Consider the following 18,578-nt stretch of genomic DNA (forward strand, 5'->3'; position numbering starts at 1 on the left):
TGCACCATCACATAAATGGGAATAGAGTTTAATAACTGTATTCCCTTTATATTTTTATTGGGAGCGCGAGAACTAGGAGCACTATGAAACGGCTACAAAATGAATTAACCGACTTAATGAACCGTAGCGTTGACCGCCATGTAAGGCTTGCTGTCACTGGATTAAGCCGCAGTGGCAAAACCGCATTCATCACTTCTCTCGTTAACCAACTTCTTAATTCCACCACGGGGGCGCGTCTACCGCTATTTTCGGCAGCAAGAGACAAACGAATTTTAGGGGTAAAACGCATTCCACAGCGCGATATGTCAATCCCACGTTTTGCTTATGATGAGGGAATTGCATCGCTTTATGGCGACCCGCCTCAATGGCCGACTCCTACCCGTGGTGTGAGCGAAATTCGCTTAAAAATTCATTACCGTTCGAATGACTCGTTTGTTCGACATTTTGTCGATAACTCCTCCCTGTACTTAGAAATTGTCGATTATCCGGGGGAATGGCTACTGGATTTGCCGATGCTAGATCTGAACTATTTAACATGGTCTGGCCAAATGAAAGTGCTACTTAAAGGTAAGCGTGGGGAGCTAGCTAATGAATGGCTACAGCTTTGCCAGAAATGTGACCCATTAGCCCCCGTTGATGAAAATTTATTGGCTGAAATTTCCAATGCATACACTACGTATCTGCTTGAATGTAAGCAACAAGGGCAGCATTTTATTCAGCCTGGTCGATTTGTTTTACCTGGAGAGTTAGCGGGAGCGCCAGCATTACAATTTTTTCCATGGCCAGATATCGAAAAGTATGGTGAAAAAAAGTTGGCGCAAGCGGATAAAAACACCAATATCGGCGCATTACAGCATCGCTATCAATACTACTGTAACCATGTAGTGAAAGGGTTTTATAAGGATCATTTCCAACGTTTTGACCGACAAATTGTGCTAGTGGACTGTTTGCAGCCTTTAAATAGCGGCGCAGATGCCTTTAATGATATGCGAATGGCGCTCACTCAGTTAATGCGTAGCTTTCATTATGGAAAACGCACATTGCTTAGACGCATGTTTTCTCCATGCGTTGATAAGCTACTCTTTGCCGCCAGTAAATCGGATCACGTAACGCCAGACCAACATGCAAATTTGGTCTCGTTATTGCAGCAATTAGTCCAAGATGCTTGGCAAAATGCAGCATTTGAAGGGATCAGCATGGACTGTGTGGGACTCGCTTCTATTCAAGCGACCGAAAGCGGCATAGTGGACTATAAGGGTGAAAAATTACCAGCTTTAAAAGGTGAGCGACTCAGCGATGGGCAACCTTTAACGTTCTACCCAGGTGATGTCCCAAGACGCTTGCCTAATGAACAGTTTTGGCAACAGCAAGGCTTTCAATTTGAAAATTTCCGCCCTCGGCCAACGCCGTTAGATCAACCGCTGCCACATATTCGCATGGACAGTGCTCTGGAATTTTTGTTAGGAGATAAACTGAAATGAGTGAACCTCTAAAACAGCGTGTGGATTTCGCCGATAAAGCCGATAAGCCGACCATGGAGCCATTAAAACAAGCACAAACCTTTGATGAAAAAGCGTTTGAAAAATTTGTACCGGTCGATATACAAGAAGAACAAGATAGCCAAGATGGCGAAGTCGAAAGTCTCATCAACGAAGCCTTAAAACCTAAACGCAGTTTCTGGCGCAAGCTAGTCGGTGCTGCGGCAGGCATTTTTGGGGTGAGCGTAGTCGCTCAGTTAGGCCTTTGGATCCATCAATCATGGATAACCCAAGACTGGACGGCGTTAGGTACCGCAGCTGCGGGGGGCTTAATTGTGGTCGCTGGTGTGGGTTCAGTCATCGGGGAATGGCGTCGCTTGTATCGGCTCAGAGAACGTGCAGAGGAGCGTGATTTTGCGCGTGAATTACTTCATAGCCACGGTATGGGGCAGGGTAAAGCATTCTGTGAAAAGCTCGCTAAACAGTCTGCATTACCGATGCAACACCCTGCAATTCAAAGCTGGCAAGCCACGGTTCACGACTCGCATAATGACCGCGAGGTTATTGAACTGTATAGCAAATTAGTACAACCGATCCTTGATGAGCAAGCGCGTAAAGAGATCAGCCGTTCATCGGCAGAATCTGCCTTGATGATAGCGGTCAGCCCATTGGCGATTGTCGACATGGCATTTATCGCGTGGCGCAATATTCGTCTAATCAACCGTATTGCAGCCATTTATGGTATTGAGCTGGGCTATTATAGTCGGATTCGATTATTCCGTATGGTGCTGATTAATATTGCTTTTGCCGGTGCTTCTGAGCTAATTCGTGAAGTCGGGATGGATTGGTTATCTCAGGATATTACCGCACGGTTATCAACACGCGCTGCGCAAGGAATTGGTGCTGGGCTGCTGACCGCTCGATTAGGCATTAAAGCGATGGAGCTGTGCCGTCCATTACCTTGGATAGAAGACAAACCGAAATTAGGTGATTTTCGCCGTCAATTAATTGGCCAACTGAAAAATGCTATTCCCTCAAAAAAAGAGAATCCATAAGCTGTAAATTTAGCTGGCAGGATGAGTTGACAGTTTTAATCATCCTGCTAGTTATGTCTAAAAGAACAATTCCTTGTCGAATTAATCAACAATCCTCGTGTTAAAGAAAAAAATGCTGCTGATATTTATTAGAAACTAGACGAGTGTCAACAATATGTGACACGGTTCTGTATTACTGGCCTGTTTAACGCTAAAATATCGGTAATTATGTTCTCTACAAAAGGTTTCATCATGCGCCTCGAAGTGACCTGCCAAGACCGTATCGGTTTAACGCGTGAATTACTTGATCTTTTAGTCCTACAAAACATTGACTTAAAAGGCATTGAAATTTCAGCTCAACGTCGAATTTACTTGAATTTTACACCTGTAGATTTTCAGGTTTTCAGTACGTTAATGGCAGAGATCCGCCGCATAAACGGAGTAATTGATGTTCGTCGCATCTACTTTATGCCATCCGAACGTGAGCATAAAGCGGTATGGGCTTTACTCAATTCCTTCCCTGAGCCCGTTTTATCCATTGATAATAAGCTGAATATTGAGCTGGTTAACCCAATGAGTTTGCAACTTTTTGGGGTTGATGAAACTAAAATCAAACAAAAATCCTTCTCCCAGTTAATCCCTAATCATGGTTTACACCGTTGGTTTGAACGTGAGTCACCAGAACTTTACACTGAACGAATTTCGGTCAAAGGCAGCGACTATTTAATGCAAGTCACGCCAATTATTCTCGCCGATGAAGATGGAAAATCTCACTGTACAGGTGCGGTGATCTTACTCAAGTCGGTGGCAATTCTTGAAAATCAACGTAAGCAAGTGGCTGAAGTTGATATTGAAAACCGTGGATTTAGCCAGATTGTAGCGGTCAGTCCTGCGATGATCCAAGTTGTTGAGCGGGCTAAGCGTGTTGCTATGCTGGATGAGCCGTTGTTACTCGTCGGGGAAACTGGAACAGGTAAAGATATTCTGGCAAAAGCTTGTCATTTGCACAGTGCTCGTGGCAATGCGCCATTTTTAGGGTTGAACTGTGCTTCTATGCCGGATGATGTCGTTGAAAGTGAATTATTTGGTTATGCAGCAGGGGCTTATCCAAATGCACTTGAAGGGAAAAAAGGCTTTTTTGAGCAAGCTAATGGCGGTACCGTCTTGCTGGATGAAATTGCTGAAATGTCCCCTCAAATGCAAATTAAACTATTACGTTTTCTGAACGATGGAACATTTCGACGTGTTGGCGAAGAGCATGAGGTCAAAGTCAATGTGCGCGTGATTTGTGCGACACAGAAAAATTTACCTGAGTTAGTGGAACAGAAAAAATTCCGTGAAGATCTCTATTACCGCTTGAATGTCATAACGCTCATGATCCCTCCATTAAGAGAGCGTAGCGAAGATATTAAACCGCTCACGAAAGTCTTTGTATCTAATTTTGCCAAAGAATTAAATATTGATGAGCCAAAAATCTCACCAGCATTAATTGAATCACTCAGCGCGTATTATTGGCCGGGGAATGTTAGACAATTACGTAATGCGTTATACCAGGGGTTGTCGCAATTTAATGGCGATATTTTGGATGTTAGTGACATCCAACTTCCTGATGCAGTTAACTCGCCTGCGATTGCTTTAGATACATTAAATGGGTCACTGGATGAAATAACTAAACGCTATGAAGCCTCGGTGTTGGCGAGATTATATCGTGATTATCCGAGTACGCGTAAATTGGCTAAACGTTTAGATATTTCTCATACCGCTATTGCCAACAAATTGCGAGAATACGGACTCAGTACTAAGAAAGAGCAAGATTAACATGATGAAAAAGCGGTTTAAATTAGGTCTACTTAGCATATTAATGAGTGTGAGTATTGGCGCTGTTGCACAAGAAAAGCCAAATAATAAGCTGATTGATAAACTCTGTAAAAATGCAGAGCAATCCATGGAAGAAGTGTATGAAAATGGCGCATTAACGCAGTGTCATTTCCCGAATAGCTCACTACTTAGTGCTTATCAAGAATATCGTAACCTGCTCGGTGATGATAAAAAGTTTTTAGAAGCCAAGTTAGAACCAAACAAAAACAAAGAAGTGATTTGCTCGGATAATAACTGTCAGTCGGTTATTTATCGATGGAGCGGGGATCAAAAATTAGAAATTGAGCAAAGTTTTCCGGGGGGAGAAACGTACCTCCAATTTATTCAAAACAATAAAGATACTTCGCTCGAAATAAGATATTTCCCTGACTAACGCCCATTCAGTCACTATCAATAAAACAGGCCACATAAATAAGCTCACTCATTCAAAATCAGTTAAAAGAATTGAGTGAGCTAACTCGATTACATTAAATTTACATATTTTCATCGTAAAACGACGTCTTGATCATTGCGGATTGTTTGTTTTTTCTGCTATAAAAATGGTGAGCAAAGTTTTAATTTCTAAATTAACGATAAAAAAATGCTTAAGTTGTGCATTGATTATTAAAACTAGCAACGCGGGTTTTATACCTTTAAGGAGTTGCAATGGAACAATTTACGATTAATTTTATTGTCAATTTCAAGCTACGTGAATATATGTCTAAATGTCACTATCAAGGTGATATGTTTGAATCCGCGAATACTGCCGCAGAACTTTATTTAATGAATAAGGCAGCTGCGAATTATTTAGCGAAAAAAAATCGTTTTACGTGGGATGCGTTAGTCAAAAATGGCGTTAAACCACGGGATTTGATTATTGATATTCTTACGTCTTGTTGCCCTGTGACCCAAGAGCAGGCTCAACGGGTATTAAGTACGTTGTCGCACTCTTTAGTGAGTATGATGAAAGAAAATATAATTTTTACGAATGTGGTCAACGCGAAAAATCACAAACCACTATTTTGGGCGTATGTTGATTAAAACATGATTGATATCCCTTCAATCCTTATCAAATGAAGCCACAATCACCGAAAGCATCGGCGATTGTGGTTCTTCATAATATAAGATTATTTCAGGCTATTTAGCGCATTGTCATAATCAGGTTCTTCAGTAATTTCAGGCACTAATTGGCTGTAAATTACGTTGTCGTTCTCATCTAATACAACGACAGAACGAGCCGTTAAACCTTTTAATGGACCAGTGGTCATTTCAACGCCGTAATCTTGGGCAAAATCACTACGGAATGAAGATAATGTCACCACATTGTCTAAACCTTCAGCACCACAAAAACGCGCTTGGGCAAAAGGTAAGTCAGCAGAGATACATAACACAACAGTGTTATCTAAACCGTTGGCTAATTGATTGAATTTACGCACAGAAGCGGCGCAAACACCCGTATCTACACTTGGGAAAATATTCAGAACTTTGCGCTTACCTTGGTAAGTTTCTAAGGTTGCTTCACTTAAATCTTTAGCGACTAAAGTGAAAGGTTTAGCGTGTGAGCCCGCTTGTAAAAAAGCACCTGCAAGTGAAATGCTATTGCCTTTGAGTTTTACTGTCTGTGACATTCGTTTTTCTCCCGTTTGTAGATTGAGTTACAGAAGATGAAAACATTAAATAATTTTTAAAATCAAATTATTACGTAATTTCACATTCCGAACTTTCTGTTTTTAAATCCTATTATTGACCGAATTGCATTGTTGCCTTCTCGGCGTGATAAGTAAGAAGGTTACGCTGCATTATACAAGTAATAAGCCCTATTAAGAGTTTATGTTTTTTATTATGTATCATCCTAAAATACCATATTCAACGCGATAAAAAGAGCGCTTTGTGCCGTGTTTTACTTGTTATATGATGAAGTGAAAGCTAATTTTAAACTGACAATCAAGTCAATGAGTTATTCGCCTATCACGGCTAATGTCTTGGCATGTCAAATATCAATTTAGCAGTTTGTAATGGGTTAATTCATCAAAGCTTAGCGAATAACGCTGAGCGATCCTCTTTTTGATTAATAGATAGAAATAATAATATGCATAAACGTTCATTGACCTCTTTAGCTGTATTCATTTCATCACTTTTCCTTTCTACACCGGTTATCAGCGCAACGGTTCCAGCTGGTGCTGTTTTAGCTGAAAATCAAGAAGTTGTACGTCATCTGAAAGATGAGCCCGCATCATTAGACCCGATAAAATCTGTTGGGCTGACTGAAGCTCAAGTGATGCGTGATTTGTTTGAAGGCTTAGTTAATCAAGATAATCATGGACAGCCGGTACCGGGTGTCGCACTAAATTGGCATACCGATGACAATCGTACTTGGATTTTTCAGTTACGCCCTGAAGCGGCATGGTCGAATGGTGAGCCTGTTACCGCTGACGATTTCGTTTACAGTTGGCGTCGTTTAGTCACGCCAGCTAACACTTCGCCATTTGCTTGGTTTGCCGCATTAGCGGGAATTAATAATGCACAGGATATTATCGATGGTAAGTTGCCACCAGAACAGTTAGGGGTGGAAGCGGTCGATAAACACACGCTGAAAATTGTGTTAAATAAGCCAGTTCCTTATTTCCCGTCATTAACCGCAAACTTCAGCTTATTTCCTGTTCATCGCGGAACCGTTGAGCAATATGGCGCAGACTGGATTAAAGTCGGTAATTTAGTTGGAAACGGTGCATTTGAACTTAATGACCGTGTTGTTAATGAGAAAATCGTATTAACACCAAATCCGCATTATTGGGATCATAAAAATACGGTGATCACCAAAGTGACTTTTGTTCCCATCAATCAAGAGTCTCATGCGACTAACCGCTATTTGGCAGGGGATTTAGATATTACGGAATCTTTTCCTAAGCAGCGTTATCAAAAATTATTACAAGATATTCCTAACGAAGTTTTTACGCCGGATCAACTCGGTACCTATTACTACGCATTTAATACCCAGCGCGCGCCGACCAATGATGTCAGGGTTCGTCAGGCATTATCAATGGCAATTGACCGCCAATTGATTGCTAGCAAAGTCTTAGGGACAGGGGAAAAGCCGGCTAATTATTTTACGCCTGATGTGACGGCAGGTTTTAAGCCGCAAAAAGGGCTGTATCAGACTCATAAACAAAAAGAGTTAGACCAACAAGCCAAAACGTTATTAAAGCAGGCTGGGTACAGTGAAGCGCATCCTTTGGAATTGACGTTGCTGTATAACAGCTCGGAAAACCATCAAAAAATTGCCATCGCGATTGCTTCTATGTGGAAGAAAAAACTCGGGGTACAAGTTAAATTAGTTAATCAAGAGTGGAAAACATATATAGATAGTCGTAATACCGGAAATTTTGATGTTATCCGTGCCTCTTGGATTGGTGATTTTAATGAGCCATCCACATTCTTATCACTGCTAACTTCTCAACATAGTGGCAATATTCCTAAGTTTAATAATCCGCAATATGACGCACTAATGACTTCAGCTAGCATTGAAACGAATGATGCTCAGCGTAATGTGTTTTACAACCAAGCTGAAGCCATGATTGCAAAAGAAGCGCCAATTGCACCAATCTATCAATATACGAATGCGCGCTTGATTAAACCATGGTTAAAAGGTTATCCGATTGAAAACCCAGAGGATGTGGCATACAGCCATAGCTTCTATATGATTAAGCATTAAGAATGATATTTAGCCAGTGCAGGTGTGCTGGCTAAATTTTGGGAGATCCAAAATAAAAAAACTCCTTCCACTGGAGAGTCGGAAGGAGGACCAAAAAGGAATAAACACTACAGGGCTAATAATAGGGAAAAACTTTGCGGTTTTATTGCTAATTTGTGTCAATCTAATGGGATCTCTTTAGCAAAAATTGAGAAATTTCATTGGGCTATAAATCTTGCATAACATCTTATTTTTATGCTTTTATTTTCCTTTGCTTAACACCTACTTAAACTTTGTATTTTGATTTTGTTATTGAAATCATTGCAATATTCCCTTTAATCAACTAAAAATACCTTACTTTTCAATTTAAGGAGATATTGCATGGCGTCGACCTATGGATCGCAATTCCAACACTCTAACCCCGTTCATGCCTTTCAGTTAGATGGAGTGGGCGGTGTTCTTCCTATCGATTTAAATGCCACTGCAACACAGCAATCTCCATTTTGGCTGCATTACGATTATAAAAATAAAGAGACGTCTAGCTGGATACAACAGACTGATTTGTTTAATGACCAAGTGAAGTCGTCATTGACAGGTAAAATGAATCGTATGCGGATGGTGCGTATTGGTGATGGCGTTCTGCTGACATTACAAACCCTGAATAACACCGCAGGGCAGCGCCCAGAGCAATTGGTCGCATTTCGTATTTTTATGAATAGCCGTTTAATTGTCTCATGCCGTCACCGGCGTGTTCACTCGTTGGATTCTGTTATTGATGATCTTAAAGAAGGCGTCGGCGCACAGAGTACTGGTGAATGGCTTGCCGATGTCACCGATGCGATGACCGATGAAATTAGTGATTTCACCGATTCTCTTCACGAACGTCTTATTGAAATGGAAGATGTGATATTACATGGCGAAATTCCTGAACGCGGGGAATTAGCGTTACTGCGTAAACAGATTATTGTCGTGCGCCGTTATATGGCACCGCAACGGGATATGTTTTCTCGATTAACTGCTGAAAAATTATTATGGCTAGATGACAACGACAGACGTCGTTTACAAGAGATTTCAGACAGATTAGGGCGCTGTATTGAAGATTTAGATGGTTTTATTGCTCGTACTGCCATTATGTCTGATGAAATTACGAATATGATGACGGAAATGATGAATCGCCGAATCTATACCATGTCATTAATGGCGATGATATTTTTACCAACCACATTTTTAACTGGTTTATTTGGTGTGAACTTGGGGGGTATCCCCGGTAATGAATTTAAGTTTGCCTTCAGTGCGTTCTGTTTATTACTCGCTTGCTTAATCGCTACGGTATTTTGGTGGTTAAAAAGAAGTCGATGGCTATAAGAACGGTGAATTGTTCTGGATAATGGGCGCTAGTTTGAGATAAATCAATAAAGGGTATAGGGTTTTAAGGCAATATTACTCCCGCAGGTGAATGCAACGTTGAGCGATGAACGTTGTGCTCCATAATTGTAGTTTTTCTCATATTGAGTTCTTATACAGAATAATTGACCACTGTAATGCCGATGTATTTTACATCGGCTTTTTTTTGCATAAAATCTGACGCCACCCTGAATTTCTCCAGAGGTAGCGGATCAATTTTTATTATCTTATTTAACTTCAATCACATCTAAGCGGTCAGCACTGTAGTCTGGCTGATCATCTTCATCAATCATTGGCTGAGCAGGTAATTCTTCGCGGTCAAAGGCCATATCGCCGCCATTGATCACTGCATCACCATGTGAAATACTTTTAAAATCAAATAGTTCAGTATCACATAAGTGAGACGATACAACGTTCTGAGTTGCACTAAACATGGTTTCAATGCGACCAGGGTAACGTTTATCCCAATCGCGCAGCATCTCTTTAATGACTTGGCGCTGTAAATTAGGCTGAGATCCACACAAGTTACAAGGAATGATAGGGAATCCTTTTGCTTCAGCAAAACGCTCGATATCTTTTTCGCGGCAATAGGCAAGAGGGCGAATAACAATGTGTTTGCCATCGTCACTCATCAATTTTGGTGGCATGCCTTTTAATTTACCGCCGTAGAACATGTTTAAAAACAAGGTCTGTAAAATATCGTCGCGGTGATGGCCGAGGGCAATTTTGGTCGCGCCTAACTCTGTCGCCGTGCGATATAAGATGCCGCGACGTAAGCGAGAGCACAGGGAACAGGTAGTTTTCCCTTCAGGAATTTTTTCTTTTACGATGCCATAGGTGTTTTCTTCGACAATTTTATACTCAACACCGAGTTCGTCTAAGTAAGCGGGCAAAATGTGTTCAGGGAAGCCTGGCTGTTTTTGGTCTAAGTTAACCGCGACCAAAGAGAATGAAATTGGGGCACTTTTTTGCAGGCTTTGCAAAATAGACAGCAGGGTATAACTATCTTTTCCCCCGGACAGGCAGACCATGATACGGTCGCCTTCTTCGATCATATTAAAATCGGCGATGGCTTGCCCAACATCACGGCGGATTCTTTTTTGCAGTTTGTTTAAGTTGTATTGTTCTTTTTGTGTATTCATTCTGTACTATTCTGTGTTGTCGCTGATTATTTAACTTTATAAAAAATAAAAGAAATTTTGTTTTTTCTGTTACTGTATTTCAGGCTAGAGTCTATAGAGACAAAGTCAAGATGCATAAAGGCATTTACGAAACAGATAAAAAACAGAAGCTCATTTATGGAGGTGAAGTTTTCAGGGGCACATGATAGCAGATGGATGAGGATTTTTGATACAGGTTAGTGAAAAAGGTTCTATCTTACGTTCATATTCTTCTCGATTTGAAAGTAAGTTAAGTCGGATGATAATAGGAAAATCTCCTGGTTTATCACTGAAACAGGCGTGAGATAAGCGGGGCCAGCTTAGGGCTATTTTGGCTTCAGGGCATGACCCAAAGCACGCAAAACTAGGTGAAGAAAACGCGGATGTCAAAATAACAATTAAGGATGCTATAGAGTACTTACCACATGTTGTTGAACAGTTGGTTGGATGAGTTGGATGAGTTGGATGAGTTGGAGAAGTTTGGGCTGAAATTAGATGTTATAAACTGACTTAACGATAACTTATTACCAATGGCAGCCCTGAGTTAATGGCTGCCTAATACCAAAAGCGGTAAGTGTTCTGTCAGTGCTATATAAGGTGTAAATCTAACTTAATCAGCGTTATTCTTTTTTTCATATCCATATAAATTAATCCTACCAGACAAATACTCACCTAAATACACTTCACTGATTTTACTGAAACCTTGTTTCAAGATATTGTCTTCTAACCACTCAATGTCTTTGTCGATGATTTCAAGTAGATCATGGTTAGCTAAGCCATCCACGATAATTGGATAACGTATATTTTCATCGCCACTTTGGATAATGGTTAATTGCCCATTTTGTTCGAGAACAACACGCTTTAGCTGCTCTATTTCGTAAATGCCATTTGATCTTAGTTTGAACATCAAATCATTAGCGGAAACACCATTTTTTAGACATTCTTTAACGTTAACGCTGCCATTATGTACCAATGTTATAGGTTTGCCGTCAATAATTCTTTTAATGAATGGATTGTTCTCTTTTAAAAATTTAAGGGCAAAAACAAGTAAAGTCCAGATGATTAACACAAGTATAAATTGCAGTACTGTTATTGATTCATTGTAAATGACACCACCAATAATACCGCCTAGAACATAGTTTTGAACTTGATCCATTGCGGATGAGGGGGCTAAATTCCCTTTGCCCATGAGGTTTATTTGAATAATCAGACATAAAATCCCCAATCCAAGCTTTATAATAATAGGTGTATAAATAATCATTTTATGCCTTATTTTTTTATGATTTTAATTTCGGGATTTGTTAACCAAACTTTTTCTAAGCTGTAAGTTTGTTGATCTACACTTAAGTGAATACGGTAATACCGGTCATCAATTTTAATTATGATGCCATCGGATAATTGTACCGAATTAGAAAATATAGAATTTATGTCTACACTTTTTTCTTTTGATAATAACCTAACGAAATTAACCATTTGGGATGATTTTGAGTGTATATTTTGGCTGTCGGTATAATCTTGATACTGAATACCTGAAATGAAAAGTAAGAATAGGAAGGCAATAATTGTTAAATCTCGATATTTAGTTTGTAAGCGATGACGCATATATAGGATGAAAAAAATGATTAAAGCAAATAAAGTTCCAAAAATGACAATGTATTTTAAATAATCATTTATATTAGACTGCGCTTGTAAATAGTCTATCCCATAAAAATTCATATAGAAATCATTCCTGATTGTTCACGATATTCATTTTTATTATAGTGACTTACTAAGCATTTAGCTTTGATAATAAAATCTAATTTTGAGTTGTTGGTCATTACTTGAGACCTGCCATTGATTTTTATGCCGAAGTTAAAAATTGTCGATGGTTTCAGTATTTATCAAGGGGAGTATTTCGAAAAAATGCTTGGATTGCATCAACTGTTTGATTGAACTCACAGGTTGGAGCGGCCAGTGGGAATCGAACCCACATCATCAGCTTGGAAGGCTGAGGTAATAGCCATTATACGATGGCCGCTAGGTAAAAACTGATTAATTAACGAGTTAACGTTATTAGGCTACGCCTCAAAACTAATTTTCGCAAGGGTAAAATAGGAGGCTAATTGACAGATGACATCTGTCTCCACAAATCTAATCTCAAAGGCATTTTCAAAACCCTCTCAGAAGTAGCAGAAACCAGTAAGCGATACCGAATCAAAATCACCGAATGGCGTGACCTCAGAACAATACCAATGAACAGAACATGGCACATGTGGATAGAAACCACAGGCGATTGGCTTCGTGCGCGTGGTGTTGTCATTGATACTAAAAATGGGGCTGGTGAAGTCGTTCTATCAAAGCCAATCACTAATGAAGAAACGCATGAATATTTTGTCGGTCACAGGTTAGGTCGCGATGAAAATGGAGAGCGTGAGAAAACTAGCAAGATGGATAAAGCACGGATGCTCTAGCGGTGTAATAGGTCGGATTGAGTTCACGTTACCTGATTGGTACCAGCAAGGGATCACTTATCAGATGGGGGATTGATGAAAGCTGAAATCACGACTATTCCAGAGTTGCTTATTAAGACATATGGAAATATGGCTGAGGTTTCTCGATACCTAGGATGTTATCGCGCGACAGTAAAAAAATATTCTACCGATGTTAAGGCTGAAAATCATGCTGTGATAAATGGGCGATTAATGACTATGTACAAGACAAGAGAAAGAGGCACTTCAAATCTCGCCAAAGAATCAGATAGTGCCATTTCTATAGCTAAACGTATTAACGCTGAATCCGACGGCAAAAGCTCGCAAATTCATACGAGGTAACGGATGCGTAATATTCAACAAGTACTAGAAATGTGGGGCGCATGGGCTGCGGATAACATCGAGTCAGTTCAATGGTATTCGACAGCGGCAGGATTTAGCCGCTTAATACCGAGTAAGGTGAAATCTCGACCTCAATGTTGTGAAGATGATGCAATGATTATCTCTAGCTGTATGGCTCAATTAAATATAAAGAATAGTGAGATGCATGACTTGCTTCTGGACTATTATTTATTTGGGAAAACATTCATGCATCTAGCTAGAGAACATAAATGCTCCGATACCCATATAGGGAAAAAACTTCAAAAAGCGGAGGGGGTCATTGACGGAATGTTGATGATGTTAGACATAAAATTAGAATTAGATAGGTATGTAGAGAAGATTTAATAAAATACTGTACGATCGTAAAATAGCTGATATTGTGATAAGAATGACTACAACGTCAGCAGCTTATGAGCCTCACTTCAGTGGGGCTTTGTTTTCTGCAAAATTTGAGTGAATTGTATGAGATTGAGTAGTTTATTCCCTGTATTTTTATTAATTTCCCCAACCGCATTTGCTATAGATACTTTGGATCCTAAGATTGAATATTATTCAGATGTGACTTTAGCTAATTTTAGTTCGGGACAAATAGAAGGGGGACGCTATTTTTGTGTGAAAGCAGTGAATCATGGTGGCGATGTTGTCGCTTGTGCCGTTTCTAATAAATCAGAATGGGCATCATCTTATGATCAGTTTTTTCAGCAAGCTTATTACTATTATACAACTGGAAATAAAGTAAGGTTGTATGTCCAGCCAAATGTATGGACTCACCCAAAATTTAGTCACACCTTCTCTAATAAAGCGATAGCTGGATTTGCTAGTTGTAGTAATGGGTTCTGTATGGGACCAACAAGATAACGTTATTCTAGCGTAACCACATTTTATTAATACAAGACTGCGTCTTACGTGGCTTTTATTAAATGGTATTTGATGTATGGGTTGTTAGAGCATTAAATAGTTATTTATCATTGGGTTATTTCTCTATTTTGTATTGAATATATCGTTAAATCCATATTGATTATTAAAATAATCGTAGTATCTATGAAAAAAACCTTGCTATACGTAAGGATGTATGAGTAAATGTATTCATCGGTTTGGAAGTACAGACCTATTTATGAAAGCAAGTTTTGAAAAGTTCCCCCGTCTAGTGTTATCCCATAGATATCCATTCGTAGTGAATTCCTTCTAATTAGTTCCATAAGTATCAAGAAAAATCAAACCTATATGCCATGTGGCAACAATTAAAAATTCAAAGGAATTCAATATGTCTAATACAATGACTGGTTTAGTAAAATGGTTTAACGAATCTAAAGGCTTTGGCTTTATTTCTCCTGAAGATGGAAGCAAAGATGTGTTTGTTCACTTTTCTGCAATCCAAAGTGATAGCTTCAAAACTCTTAATGAAGGCCAAAAAGTCAGCTTCTCAGTAGAAAATGGCGCAAAAGGTCCAGCTGCTGTAAATGTAGTGGCACTTTAAGATCGATATCTTTATGAGATGTCCTTGAGATAAAGGCACTCTATCATTTTGAAATAACCAAAAGTAACCCTTCCGGTGTTAAATGTACTTTTGCAAAAGTATTATGAAAGCTTAGACGTGTTAGTTACTTGATTGGTTATTATTAAAAACCTCGCTATGGCGGGGTTTTTTTATGCTTGCTTATATTTAATGTAAAGAATTGTAAGTGCTAGATTGAAATTTTCACTAGCGACACTATATAAGTTATGCACCAAGATAAAGAGTTAATTCATACGGCAATGGCTAATGGTGCTTATGTAATAGGTAGTTAGTTTGATATTGAAGGAGAAATTATGTCTAACATTAGATCTTTTTCATTATTTCCAGCATTATCTGATAACCTGCTTTCTAGCAGGTTTGACCAAATGGATCGTTTATTCAGCCAATTAACTGGTAACCGACCATTAACCTCAGAACATCCATATAATTTAAAACAAATAAATGAATCAAATTATCAATTAACTGTCAGTGTTCCTGGTTATAAAGAGGATGACTTGAGCGTATCCTTAAAAGGTGGGAAACTCTATGTACAAGGTGAGCAATCAACTGAATTAGTTAATGATTCAGAAAAATGGATCCATAAAGGGATAACACAAAATAAATTTTCTCTTGAATTTAATCTCGGTAAGAATGTAAAAATTGAAAGCGCAGAGTTATCAAGCGGTTTGTTAACATTAAATATTGAATATGAAATTCCAGAAGAAGAGAAACCTCAGATCATAGCTATTGAAAATAAAGATACAAAATAATTTTTCTGTATTTTCTAACCCGTCAGCAATGGCGGGTTTTTTTTCGCCTAATACTTGTTAGTGCAGGGAACATCAAAGCCAGCTGTAAAAAATCGAAATTGTTACTGCCACCGGCTTGGATGATACAATCACTGTCCGACCTACTGACTCCGTTATCCTAAATTATTGGCCACAGAGACAACGAATCGCGAAGTTCAAACAAATGATACTTGGTTTGCAAGATAACATTAGAACGGAGTGCTTACGTTAATACCAATCAGTGAACGCTCTTGCGAAAAAAATTAAATTTATGAAAACCAGAGTGCTTAACAAGTAGATAGAGAACTTTAAAAAAAGTGTCATTGTATCTGGTTGTTTTTTATCTTGAGTAATAATGAATAGGATGCAGGCAAGGACAGGGATAAATATGAGTAAGAGAGTAATGGGGTTAGTATACATATATATATTAATACAGCTCTCTTATGTAATGAAAATTTTATCCAATAGTAAAGTATATTTTTAACAGGAAAGCAATATAGGAAACTGAACAACAACGAATTTGACAATAAAGTGGTCAACAAATCCAATGACTTAAACATATTAACATGTTAACAATCAATATAAAAATCTCATCAATGCATGGATATCACCCCATAGCGGGTTGGATAATTTAACTTAAGGTGATAAACCTTGACTACAATCACAATAGTGGCAGCGAAACTTACAAATACCATTAACACAAATCAATTTGTGGTCGGTGAGCATTTGCTGGAAGATGATTGCGTCTTATTACGTTGGAAATGAGAAATGAAAGGGCTTTACAACAAGCCCTTTTTGGGTGGAATTATTTTTTTGTATAAATAATTTTTTGTGTTTCATTAGAACAGTTACCTACAACAGTACCTTGTTGTGAGGCTGCTTCTTCATTTGAAACTACGGTAATGGTAAAGCTCTCTACAGGCACACCATTGTTAATAATTTTTTGCGTAATTTGTTCAACAACGCTTTCACATGAAGCACTCGCAATGGTTGGAATAAATAATGTTATTAATGTAGCAATAATTATTCTTCTTTTCATATGCAATATTCCTTATAAGCTGGAATCAGTTAATAGAAATTCTTTTAAAAAAGCTTAATAATTATACTTAAATTAAATATTTAAAGCTATCCGTTGATAGTAGTAAAACACTAGAAGGTATCTTCATCTCTAATCCGCTAGTGTTTTATTAATCTGTTAAATGTAGGTTTTTACTGAGCTACTCTCTGTATTGCCTTACCTCCAGCCTCTATGTCTTCACCAACACCTTTAGTGGTATTACAGGCAGTTAATGTGAAAACAACAGCTAATGAGCAGATGAGGAAACTGATTTTTCTTAACATATTTTCTTCCTTTTAGGTGTGAAGTTATAAGTTACAAAAGATCATTTTTAATTATAGCAGAACAACTTGATTGAGATTTTCATTTGCATAGAGCTGTAATATTAACTTCTATCATTGATGTTGAATCATAGGGTCAGTGATATCTGACAAATGAAAATGAGCGGCTACATTTTTAGTATTAATACTTTAAGTGTTAACACTTATTTCGCTATTAATCAACACTAGCAATGAAGGGTACACTTTATGATATTAGAAGAGATATTTATCTGTATACTTAATGTTTTTCAATACTTATTAGTCGGTATTCTTTTAATATTATCATCAATCGTTTTACCACTCTGGTTAGGGTTATCTGAGTTAACGCGGCAATGACTTTATTTAAATACTAGGGTTCTATAGTTAAAAATACTAAATCACTATAGTCTTCCCGCTCTTTTTTATGCGAAAGGAAGCGATAGTGGATATCAGATGAAGCGCGAAATGTTGTCACCTGCGTACATGACAAATTTTGATGAATTGCCTGTAGCGATAGCTTGAAAAGATTATGCCTTGGGTCATGGCGTTTAACCCGACGAGGTTTTTTACTCATCATCTAAATGGAATTTGTGTAACATTCGATGCGCAATAGGCGCAAATATCAATCCTAGAGTGGTCATAAAAACCAGACTGGTGAATACACCATAAAAAGCGAAAAAAATCTTTCCTGAAATGTTTTGCGGAACAATGTATGGACCAATTCCATTAGCGATAAAGGCACTGTTGAATGTGGCATCATGCCAACTTATGCTCGAATCAAAAGCTATATGCCCAACAATGCCAATGAATAAAGTGGTAACGATAAGTACAAAAGCGTAACCAAAATGTAATAGCATTCGTTTTAAAAAAGAGCGGAAAGAAATTAATGGCATATTTTTAGATTCAAACATGATTTTTCCTAAAAAGTAATTTAATGAAGTAATTACATAATAAACCCATGTAAGATTACCTAAAATTTTTATTTTGACAATAGTGTCATAAGTTAGGCTAAATTTAGGCATTTTTTCGTTTGTTGCAATTTATATTCTCGCCAAGTTAGCATAACTGAAACTTATTAGTGGGATGGTGAGATGAACAAAAATGAACTTATGGAGTATATCCAGAGTCATTATGGTGCAGTTGCTGAGTACCCATGGGCTAAATTTCCTAGTTACATCATTTATAGGCATAAAAATAACGCAAAGTGGTTTGCTGCCATTCTGACGATTTCATCAAAGAGATTATATGAAAGCGAGTGTGATGAGATGGTAAATATTATAAACCTCAAATCTCCTCCTGAATTAGTGGGTTCGTTGAGGTTAAAGGAAGGGGTATATCCAGCATATCACATGAATAAAGAGCACTGGATTACTATAAAGTTGGACAGTGGATTTCCAGAAGATGAGCTTAAAGCGTTGATTGATGAAAGTTACAAATTGACTGCAAAGTAATTAATCTAGCCCGTC

22 protein-coding genes and 1 tRNA gene are annotated in these 18,578 nt (G+C 38.3%); 15 read left to right on the forward strand and 8 right to left on the reverse strand.

Annotated features, from left to right (window positions below; all coding sequences use genetic code 11):
* Positions 1-83: 83 nt before the first annotated feature.
* The 5 genes from LDO73_RS07865 (at position 84) to LDO73_RS07885 (ending at position 5,410) form a co-directional block, all read left to right on the forward strand.
* Entirely contained in the window at positions 84-1,481 is a 1,398-nt protein-coding gene (locus tag LDO73_RS07865; RefSeq protein ID WP_224060914.1) for a YcjX family protein, read from the forward strand.
* Positions 1,478-2,533: a YcjF family protein gene (locus LDO73_RS07870; protein ID WP_224060915.1), complete on the forward strand. Its 1,056-nt coding sequence runs from the start codon at positions 1,478-1,480 to the stop codon at positions 2,531-2,533. Before LDO73_RS07865 ends, LDO73_RS07870 begins: the two co-directional genes overlap by 4 nt.
* 231 nt (positions 2,534-2,764) lie before the next feature.
* Positions 2,765-4,330 (forward strand): transcriptional regulator TyrR, encoded by a 1,566-nt coding sequence (gene tyrR / locus LDO73_RS07875; RefSeq protein WP_224061155.1) that lies wholly within the window; start codon positions 2,765-2,767, stop codon positions 4,328-4,330.
* Position 4,331: 1 nt separating this feature from the next.
* Positions 4,332-4,763, forward strand: a complete 432-nt coding sequence (locus LDO73_RS07880; RefSeq protein ID WP_224060916.1) for a hypothetical protein — start codon at positions 4,332-4,334, stop codon at positions 4,761-4,763.
* 272 nt (positions 4,764-5,035) lie between these two features.
* On the forward strand, positions 5,036-5,410 hold the full coding sequence (locus tag LDO73_RS07885) for an ATP-binding protein (RefSeq protein ID WP_181478522.1): 375 nt from the start codon (positions 5,036-5,038) through the stop codon (positions 5,408-5,410).
* A gap of 86 nt (positions 5,411-5,496) precedes the next feature.
* Here LDO73_RS07885 and tpx read toward each other — a convergent pair whose 3' ends face one another.
* Positions 5,497-5,997 carry a thiol peroxidase gene (gene tpx / locus LDO73_RS07890; protein ID WP_224060917.1) on the reverse strand — a complete coding sequence of 167 codons (501 nt, stop codon included), beginning with the start codon at positions 5,995-5,997 and terminating at the stop codon, positions 5,497-5,499.
* Between the two features lie 461 nt (positions 5,998-6,458).
* Between tpx and LDO73_RS07895 the strand changes: the two genes are divergently transcribed.
* Positions 6,459-8,081: a peptide ABC transporter substrate-binding protein gene (locus LDO73_RS07895; protein ID WP_224060918.1), complete on the forward strand. Its 1,623-nt coding sequence runs from the start codon at positions 6,459-6,461 to the stop codon at positions 8,079-8,081.
* Between the two features lie 360 nt (positions 8,082-8,441).
* On the forward strand, positions 8,442-9,425 hold the full coding sequence (zntB, locus tag LDO73_RS07900; RefSeq protein WP_224060919.1) for a zinc transporter ZntB: 984 nt from the start codon (positions 8,442-8,444) through the stop codon (positions 9,423-9,425).
* 266 nt (positions 9,426-9,691) lie between these two features.
* Here the strand turns inward: zntB and ttcA are convergent, their stop codons facing one another.
* From ttcA to LDO73_RS07920, 4 genes are all read right to left on the reverse strand, one after another.
* Positions 9,692-10,606 (reverse strand): tRNA 2-thiocytidine(32) synthetase TtcA, encoded by a 915-nt coding sequence (gene ttcA, locus LDO73_RS07905; protein ID WP_224060920.1) that lies wholly within the window; start codon positions 10,604-10,606, stop codon positions 9,692-9,694.
* Positions 10,607-11,234: 628 nt separating this feature from the next.
* Entirely contained in the window at positions 11,235-11,885 is a 651-nt protein-coding gene (locus LDO73_RS07910; protein WP_224060921.1) for a DUF421 domain-containing protein, read from the reverse strand.
* Between the two features lie 8 nt (positions 11,886-11,893).
* Positions 11,894-12,340 carry a DUF3290 domain-containing protein gene (locus LDO73_RS07915; RefSeq protein WP_224060922.1) on the reverse strand — a complete coding sequence of 149 codons (447 nt, stop codon included), beginning with the start codon at positions 12,338-12,340 and terminating at the stop codon, positions 11,894-11,896.
* Between the two features lie 226 nt (positions 12,341-12,566).
* A tRNA-Gly gene (locus tag LDO73_RS07920) sits at positions 12,567-12,641 on the reverse strand.
* Positions 12,642-12,855: 214 nt separating this feature from the next.
* Between LDO73_RS07920 and LDO73_RS18130 the strand changes: the two genes are divergently transcribed.
* The 6 genes from LDO73_RS18130 (at position 12,856) to LDO73_RS07950 (ending at position 15,738) form a co-directional block, all read left to right on the forward strand.
* On the forward strand, positions 12,856-13,074 hold the full coding sequence (locus LDO73_RS18130; RefSeq protein WP_224060923.1) for a hypothetical protein: 219 nt from the start codon (positions 12,856-12,858) through the stop codon (positions 13,072-13,074).
* A gap of 75 nt (positions 13,075-13,149) precedes the next feature.
* The gene (locus LDO73_RS07930; protein WP_211888131.1) at positions 13,150-13,434 is read left to right on the forward strand and encodes a hypothetical protein; all 285 of its coding nucleotides are present in this window, start codon (positions 13,150-13,152) and stop codon (positions 13,432-13,434) included.
* Between the two features lie 3 nt (positions 13,435-13,437).
* Positions 13,438-13,818, forward strand: coding sequence for an antiterminator Q family protein (locus LDO73_RS07935; RefSeq protein WP_224060924.1), 381 nt, complete (start codon positions 13,438-13,440; stop codon positions 13,816-13,818).
* Positions 13,819-13,935: 117 nt separating this feature from the next.
* Entirely contained in the window at positions 13,936-14,331 is a 396-nt protein-coding gene (locus LDO73_RS07940) for a subtilase family AB5 toxin binding subunit (protein ID WP_224060925.1), read from the forward strand.
* 406 nt (positions 14,332-14,737) lie between these two features.
* Positions 14,738-14,950, forward strand: coding sequence for a transcription antiterminator/RNA stability regulator CspE (gene cspE / locus LDO73_RS07945; protein WP_036954791.1), 213 nt, complete (start codon positions 14,738-14,740; stop codon positions 14,948-14,950).
* Between the two features lie 332 nt (positions 14,951-15,282).
* Positions 15,283-15,738: an Hsp20 family protein gene (locus LDO73_RS07950; RefSeq protein ID WP_154603971.1), complete on the forward strand. Its 456-nt coding sequence runs from the start codon at positions 15,283-15,285 to the stop codon at positions 15,736-15,738.
* 823 nt (positions 15,739-16,561) lie between these two features.
* Here the strand turns inward: LDO73_RS07950 and LDO73_RS07955 are convergent.
* Positions 16,562-16,795, reverse strand: coding sequence for a DUF1161 domain-containing protein (locus LDO73_RS07955; protein ID WP_224060926.1), 234 nt, complete (start codon positions 16,793-16,795; stop codon positions 16,562-16,564).
* A gap of 170 nt (positions 16,796-16,965) precedes the next feature.
* The gene (locus tag LDO73_RS07960) at positions 16,966-17,097 is read right to left on the reverse strand and encodes an entericidin A/B family lipoprotein (protein WP_224060927.1); all 132 of its coding nucleotides are present in this window, start codon (positions 17,095-17,097) and stop codon (positions 16,966-16,968) included.
* A gap of 480 nt (positions 17,098-17,577) precedes the next feature.
* Between LDO73_RS07960 and LDO73_RS17995 the strand changes: the two genes are divergently transcribed.
* Positions 17,578-17,634 carry a DUF4113 domain-containing protein gene (locus tag LDO73_RS17995; RefSeq protein WP_263422610.1) on the forward strand — a complete coding sequence of 19 codons (57 nt, stop codon included), beginning with the start codon at positions 17,578-17,580 and terminating at the stop codon, positions 17,632-17,634.
* A gap of 44 nt (positions 17,635-17,678) precedes the next feature.
* Here the strand turns inward: LDO73_RS17995 and LDO73_RS07970 are convergent, their stop codons facing one another.
* A complete protein-coding gene (locus LDO73_RS07970) occupies positions 17,679-18,023 on the reverse strand; it encodes a two pore domain potassium channel family protein (protein ID WP_224060928.1) in 345 nt (114 codons plus the stop codon).
* Positions 18,024-18,203: 180 nt separating this feature from the next.
* On the opposite strand from LDO73_RS07970, the gene LDO73_RS07975 reads away from it, so the two are divergent.
* Positions 18,204-18,563 (forward strand): MmcQ/YjbR family DNA-binding protein, encoded by a 360-nt coding sequence (locus LDO73_RS07975; RefSeq protein ID WP_224060929.1) that lies wholly within the window; start codon positions 18,204-18,206, stop codon positions 18,561-18,563.
* The last annotated feature ends 15 nt before the right edge of the window (positions 18,564-18,578 follow it).

The organism is Providencia alcalifaciens, from assembly GCF_915403165.1.
Classification (GTDB): Bacteria; Pseudomonadota; Gammaproteobacteria; order Enterobacterales; family Enterobacteriaceae; genus Providencia; species Providencia alcalifaciens_C.

Bases quoted from the DNA above. Each gene is read 5' to 3' on its own strand.
- LDO73_RS07865 (WP_224060914.1), top strand. From the start codon at position 84: ATGAAACGGCTACAAAATGAATTAACCGACTTAATGAACCGTAGCGTT.
- LDO73_RS07870 (WP_224060915.1), top strand. From the start codon at position 1,478: ATGAGTGAACCTCTAAAACAGCGTGTGGATTTCGCCGATAAAGCCGAT.
- tyrR (WP_224061155.1), top strand. From the start codon at position 2,765: ATGCGCCTCGAAGTGACCTGCCAAGACCGTATCGGTTTAACGCGTGAA.
- LDO73_RS07880 (WP_224060916.1), top strand. From the start codon at position 4,332: ATGATGAAAAAGCGGTTTAAATTAGGTCTACTTAGCATATTAATGAGT.
- LDO73_RS07885 (WP_181478522.1), top strand. From the start codon at position 5,036: ATGGAACAATTTACGATTAATTTTATTGTCAATTTCAAGCTACGTGAA.
- tpx (WP_224060917.1), bottom strand. From the start codon at position 5,997: ATGTCACAGACAGTAAAACTCAAAGGCAATAGCATTTCACTTGCAGGT.
- LDO73_RS07895 (WP_224060918.1), top strand. From the start codon at position 6,459: ATGCATAAACGTTCATTGACCTCTTTAGCTGTATTCATTTCATCACTT.
- zntB (WP_224060919.1), top strand. From the start codon at position 8,442: ATGGCGTCGACCTATGGATCGCAATTCCAACACTCTAACCCCGTTCAT.
- ttcA (WP_224060920.1), bottom strand. From the start codon at position 10,606: ATGAATACACAAAAAGAACAATACAACTTAAACAAACTGCAAAAAAGA.
- LDO73_RS07910 (WP_224060921.1), bottom strand. From the start codon at position 11,885: ATGATTATTTATACACCTATTATTATAAAGCTTGGATTGGGGATTTTA.
- LDO73_RS07915 (WP_224060922.1), bottom strand. From the start codon at position 12,340: ATGAATTTTTATGGGATAGACTATTTACAAGCGCAGTCTAATATAAAT.
- LDO73_RS18130 (WP_224060923.1), top strand. From the start codon at position 12,856: ATGAACAGAACATGGCACATGTGGATAGAAACCACAGGCGATTGGCTT.
- LDO73_RS07930 (WP_211888131.1), top strand. From the start codon at position 13,150: ATGAAAGCTGAAATCACGACTATTCCAGAGTTGCTTATTAAGACATAT.
- LDO73_RS07935 (WP_224060924.1), top strand. From the start codon at position 13,438: ATGCGTAATATTCAACAAGTACTAGAAATGTGGGGCGCATGGGCTGCG.
- LDO73_RS07940 (WP_224060925.1), top strand. From the start codon at position 13,936: ATGAGATTGAGTAGTTTATTCCCTGTATTTTTATTAATTTCCCCAACC.
- cspE (WP_036954791.1), top strand. From the start codon at position 14,738: ATGTCTAATACAATGACTGGTTTAGTAAAATGGTTTAACGAATCTAAA.
- LDO73_RS07950 (WP_154603971.1), top strand. From the start codon at position 15,283: ATGTCTAACATTAGATCTTTTTCATTATTTCCAGCATTATCTGATAAC.
- LDO73_RS07955 (WP_224060926.1), bottom strand. From the start codon at position 16,795: ATGAAAAGAAGAATAATTATTGCTACATTAATAACATTATTTATTCCA.
- LDO73_RS07960 (WP_224060927.1), bottom strand. From the start codon at position 17,097: ATGTTAAGAAAAATCAGTTTCCTCATCTGCTCATTAGCTGTTGTTTTC.
- LDO73_RS07970 (WP_224060928.1), bottom strand. From the start codon at position 18,023: ATGTTTGAATCTAAAAATATGCCATTAATTTCTTTCCGCTCTTTTTTA.
- LDO73_RS07975 (WP_224060929.1), top strand. From the start codon at position 18,204: ATGAACAAAAATGAACTTATGGAGTATATCCAGAGTCATTATGGTGCA.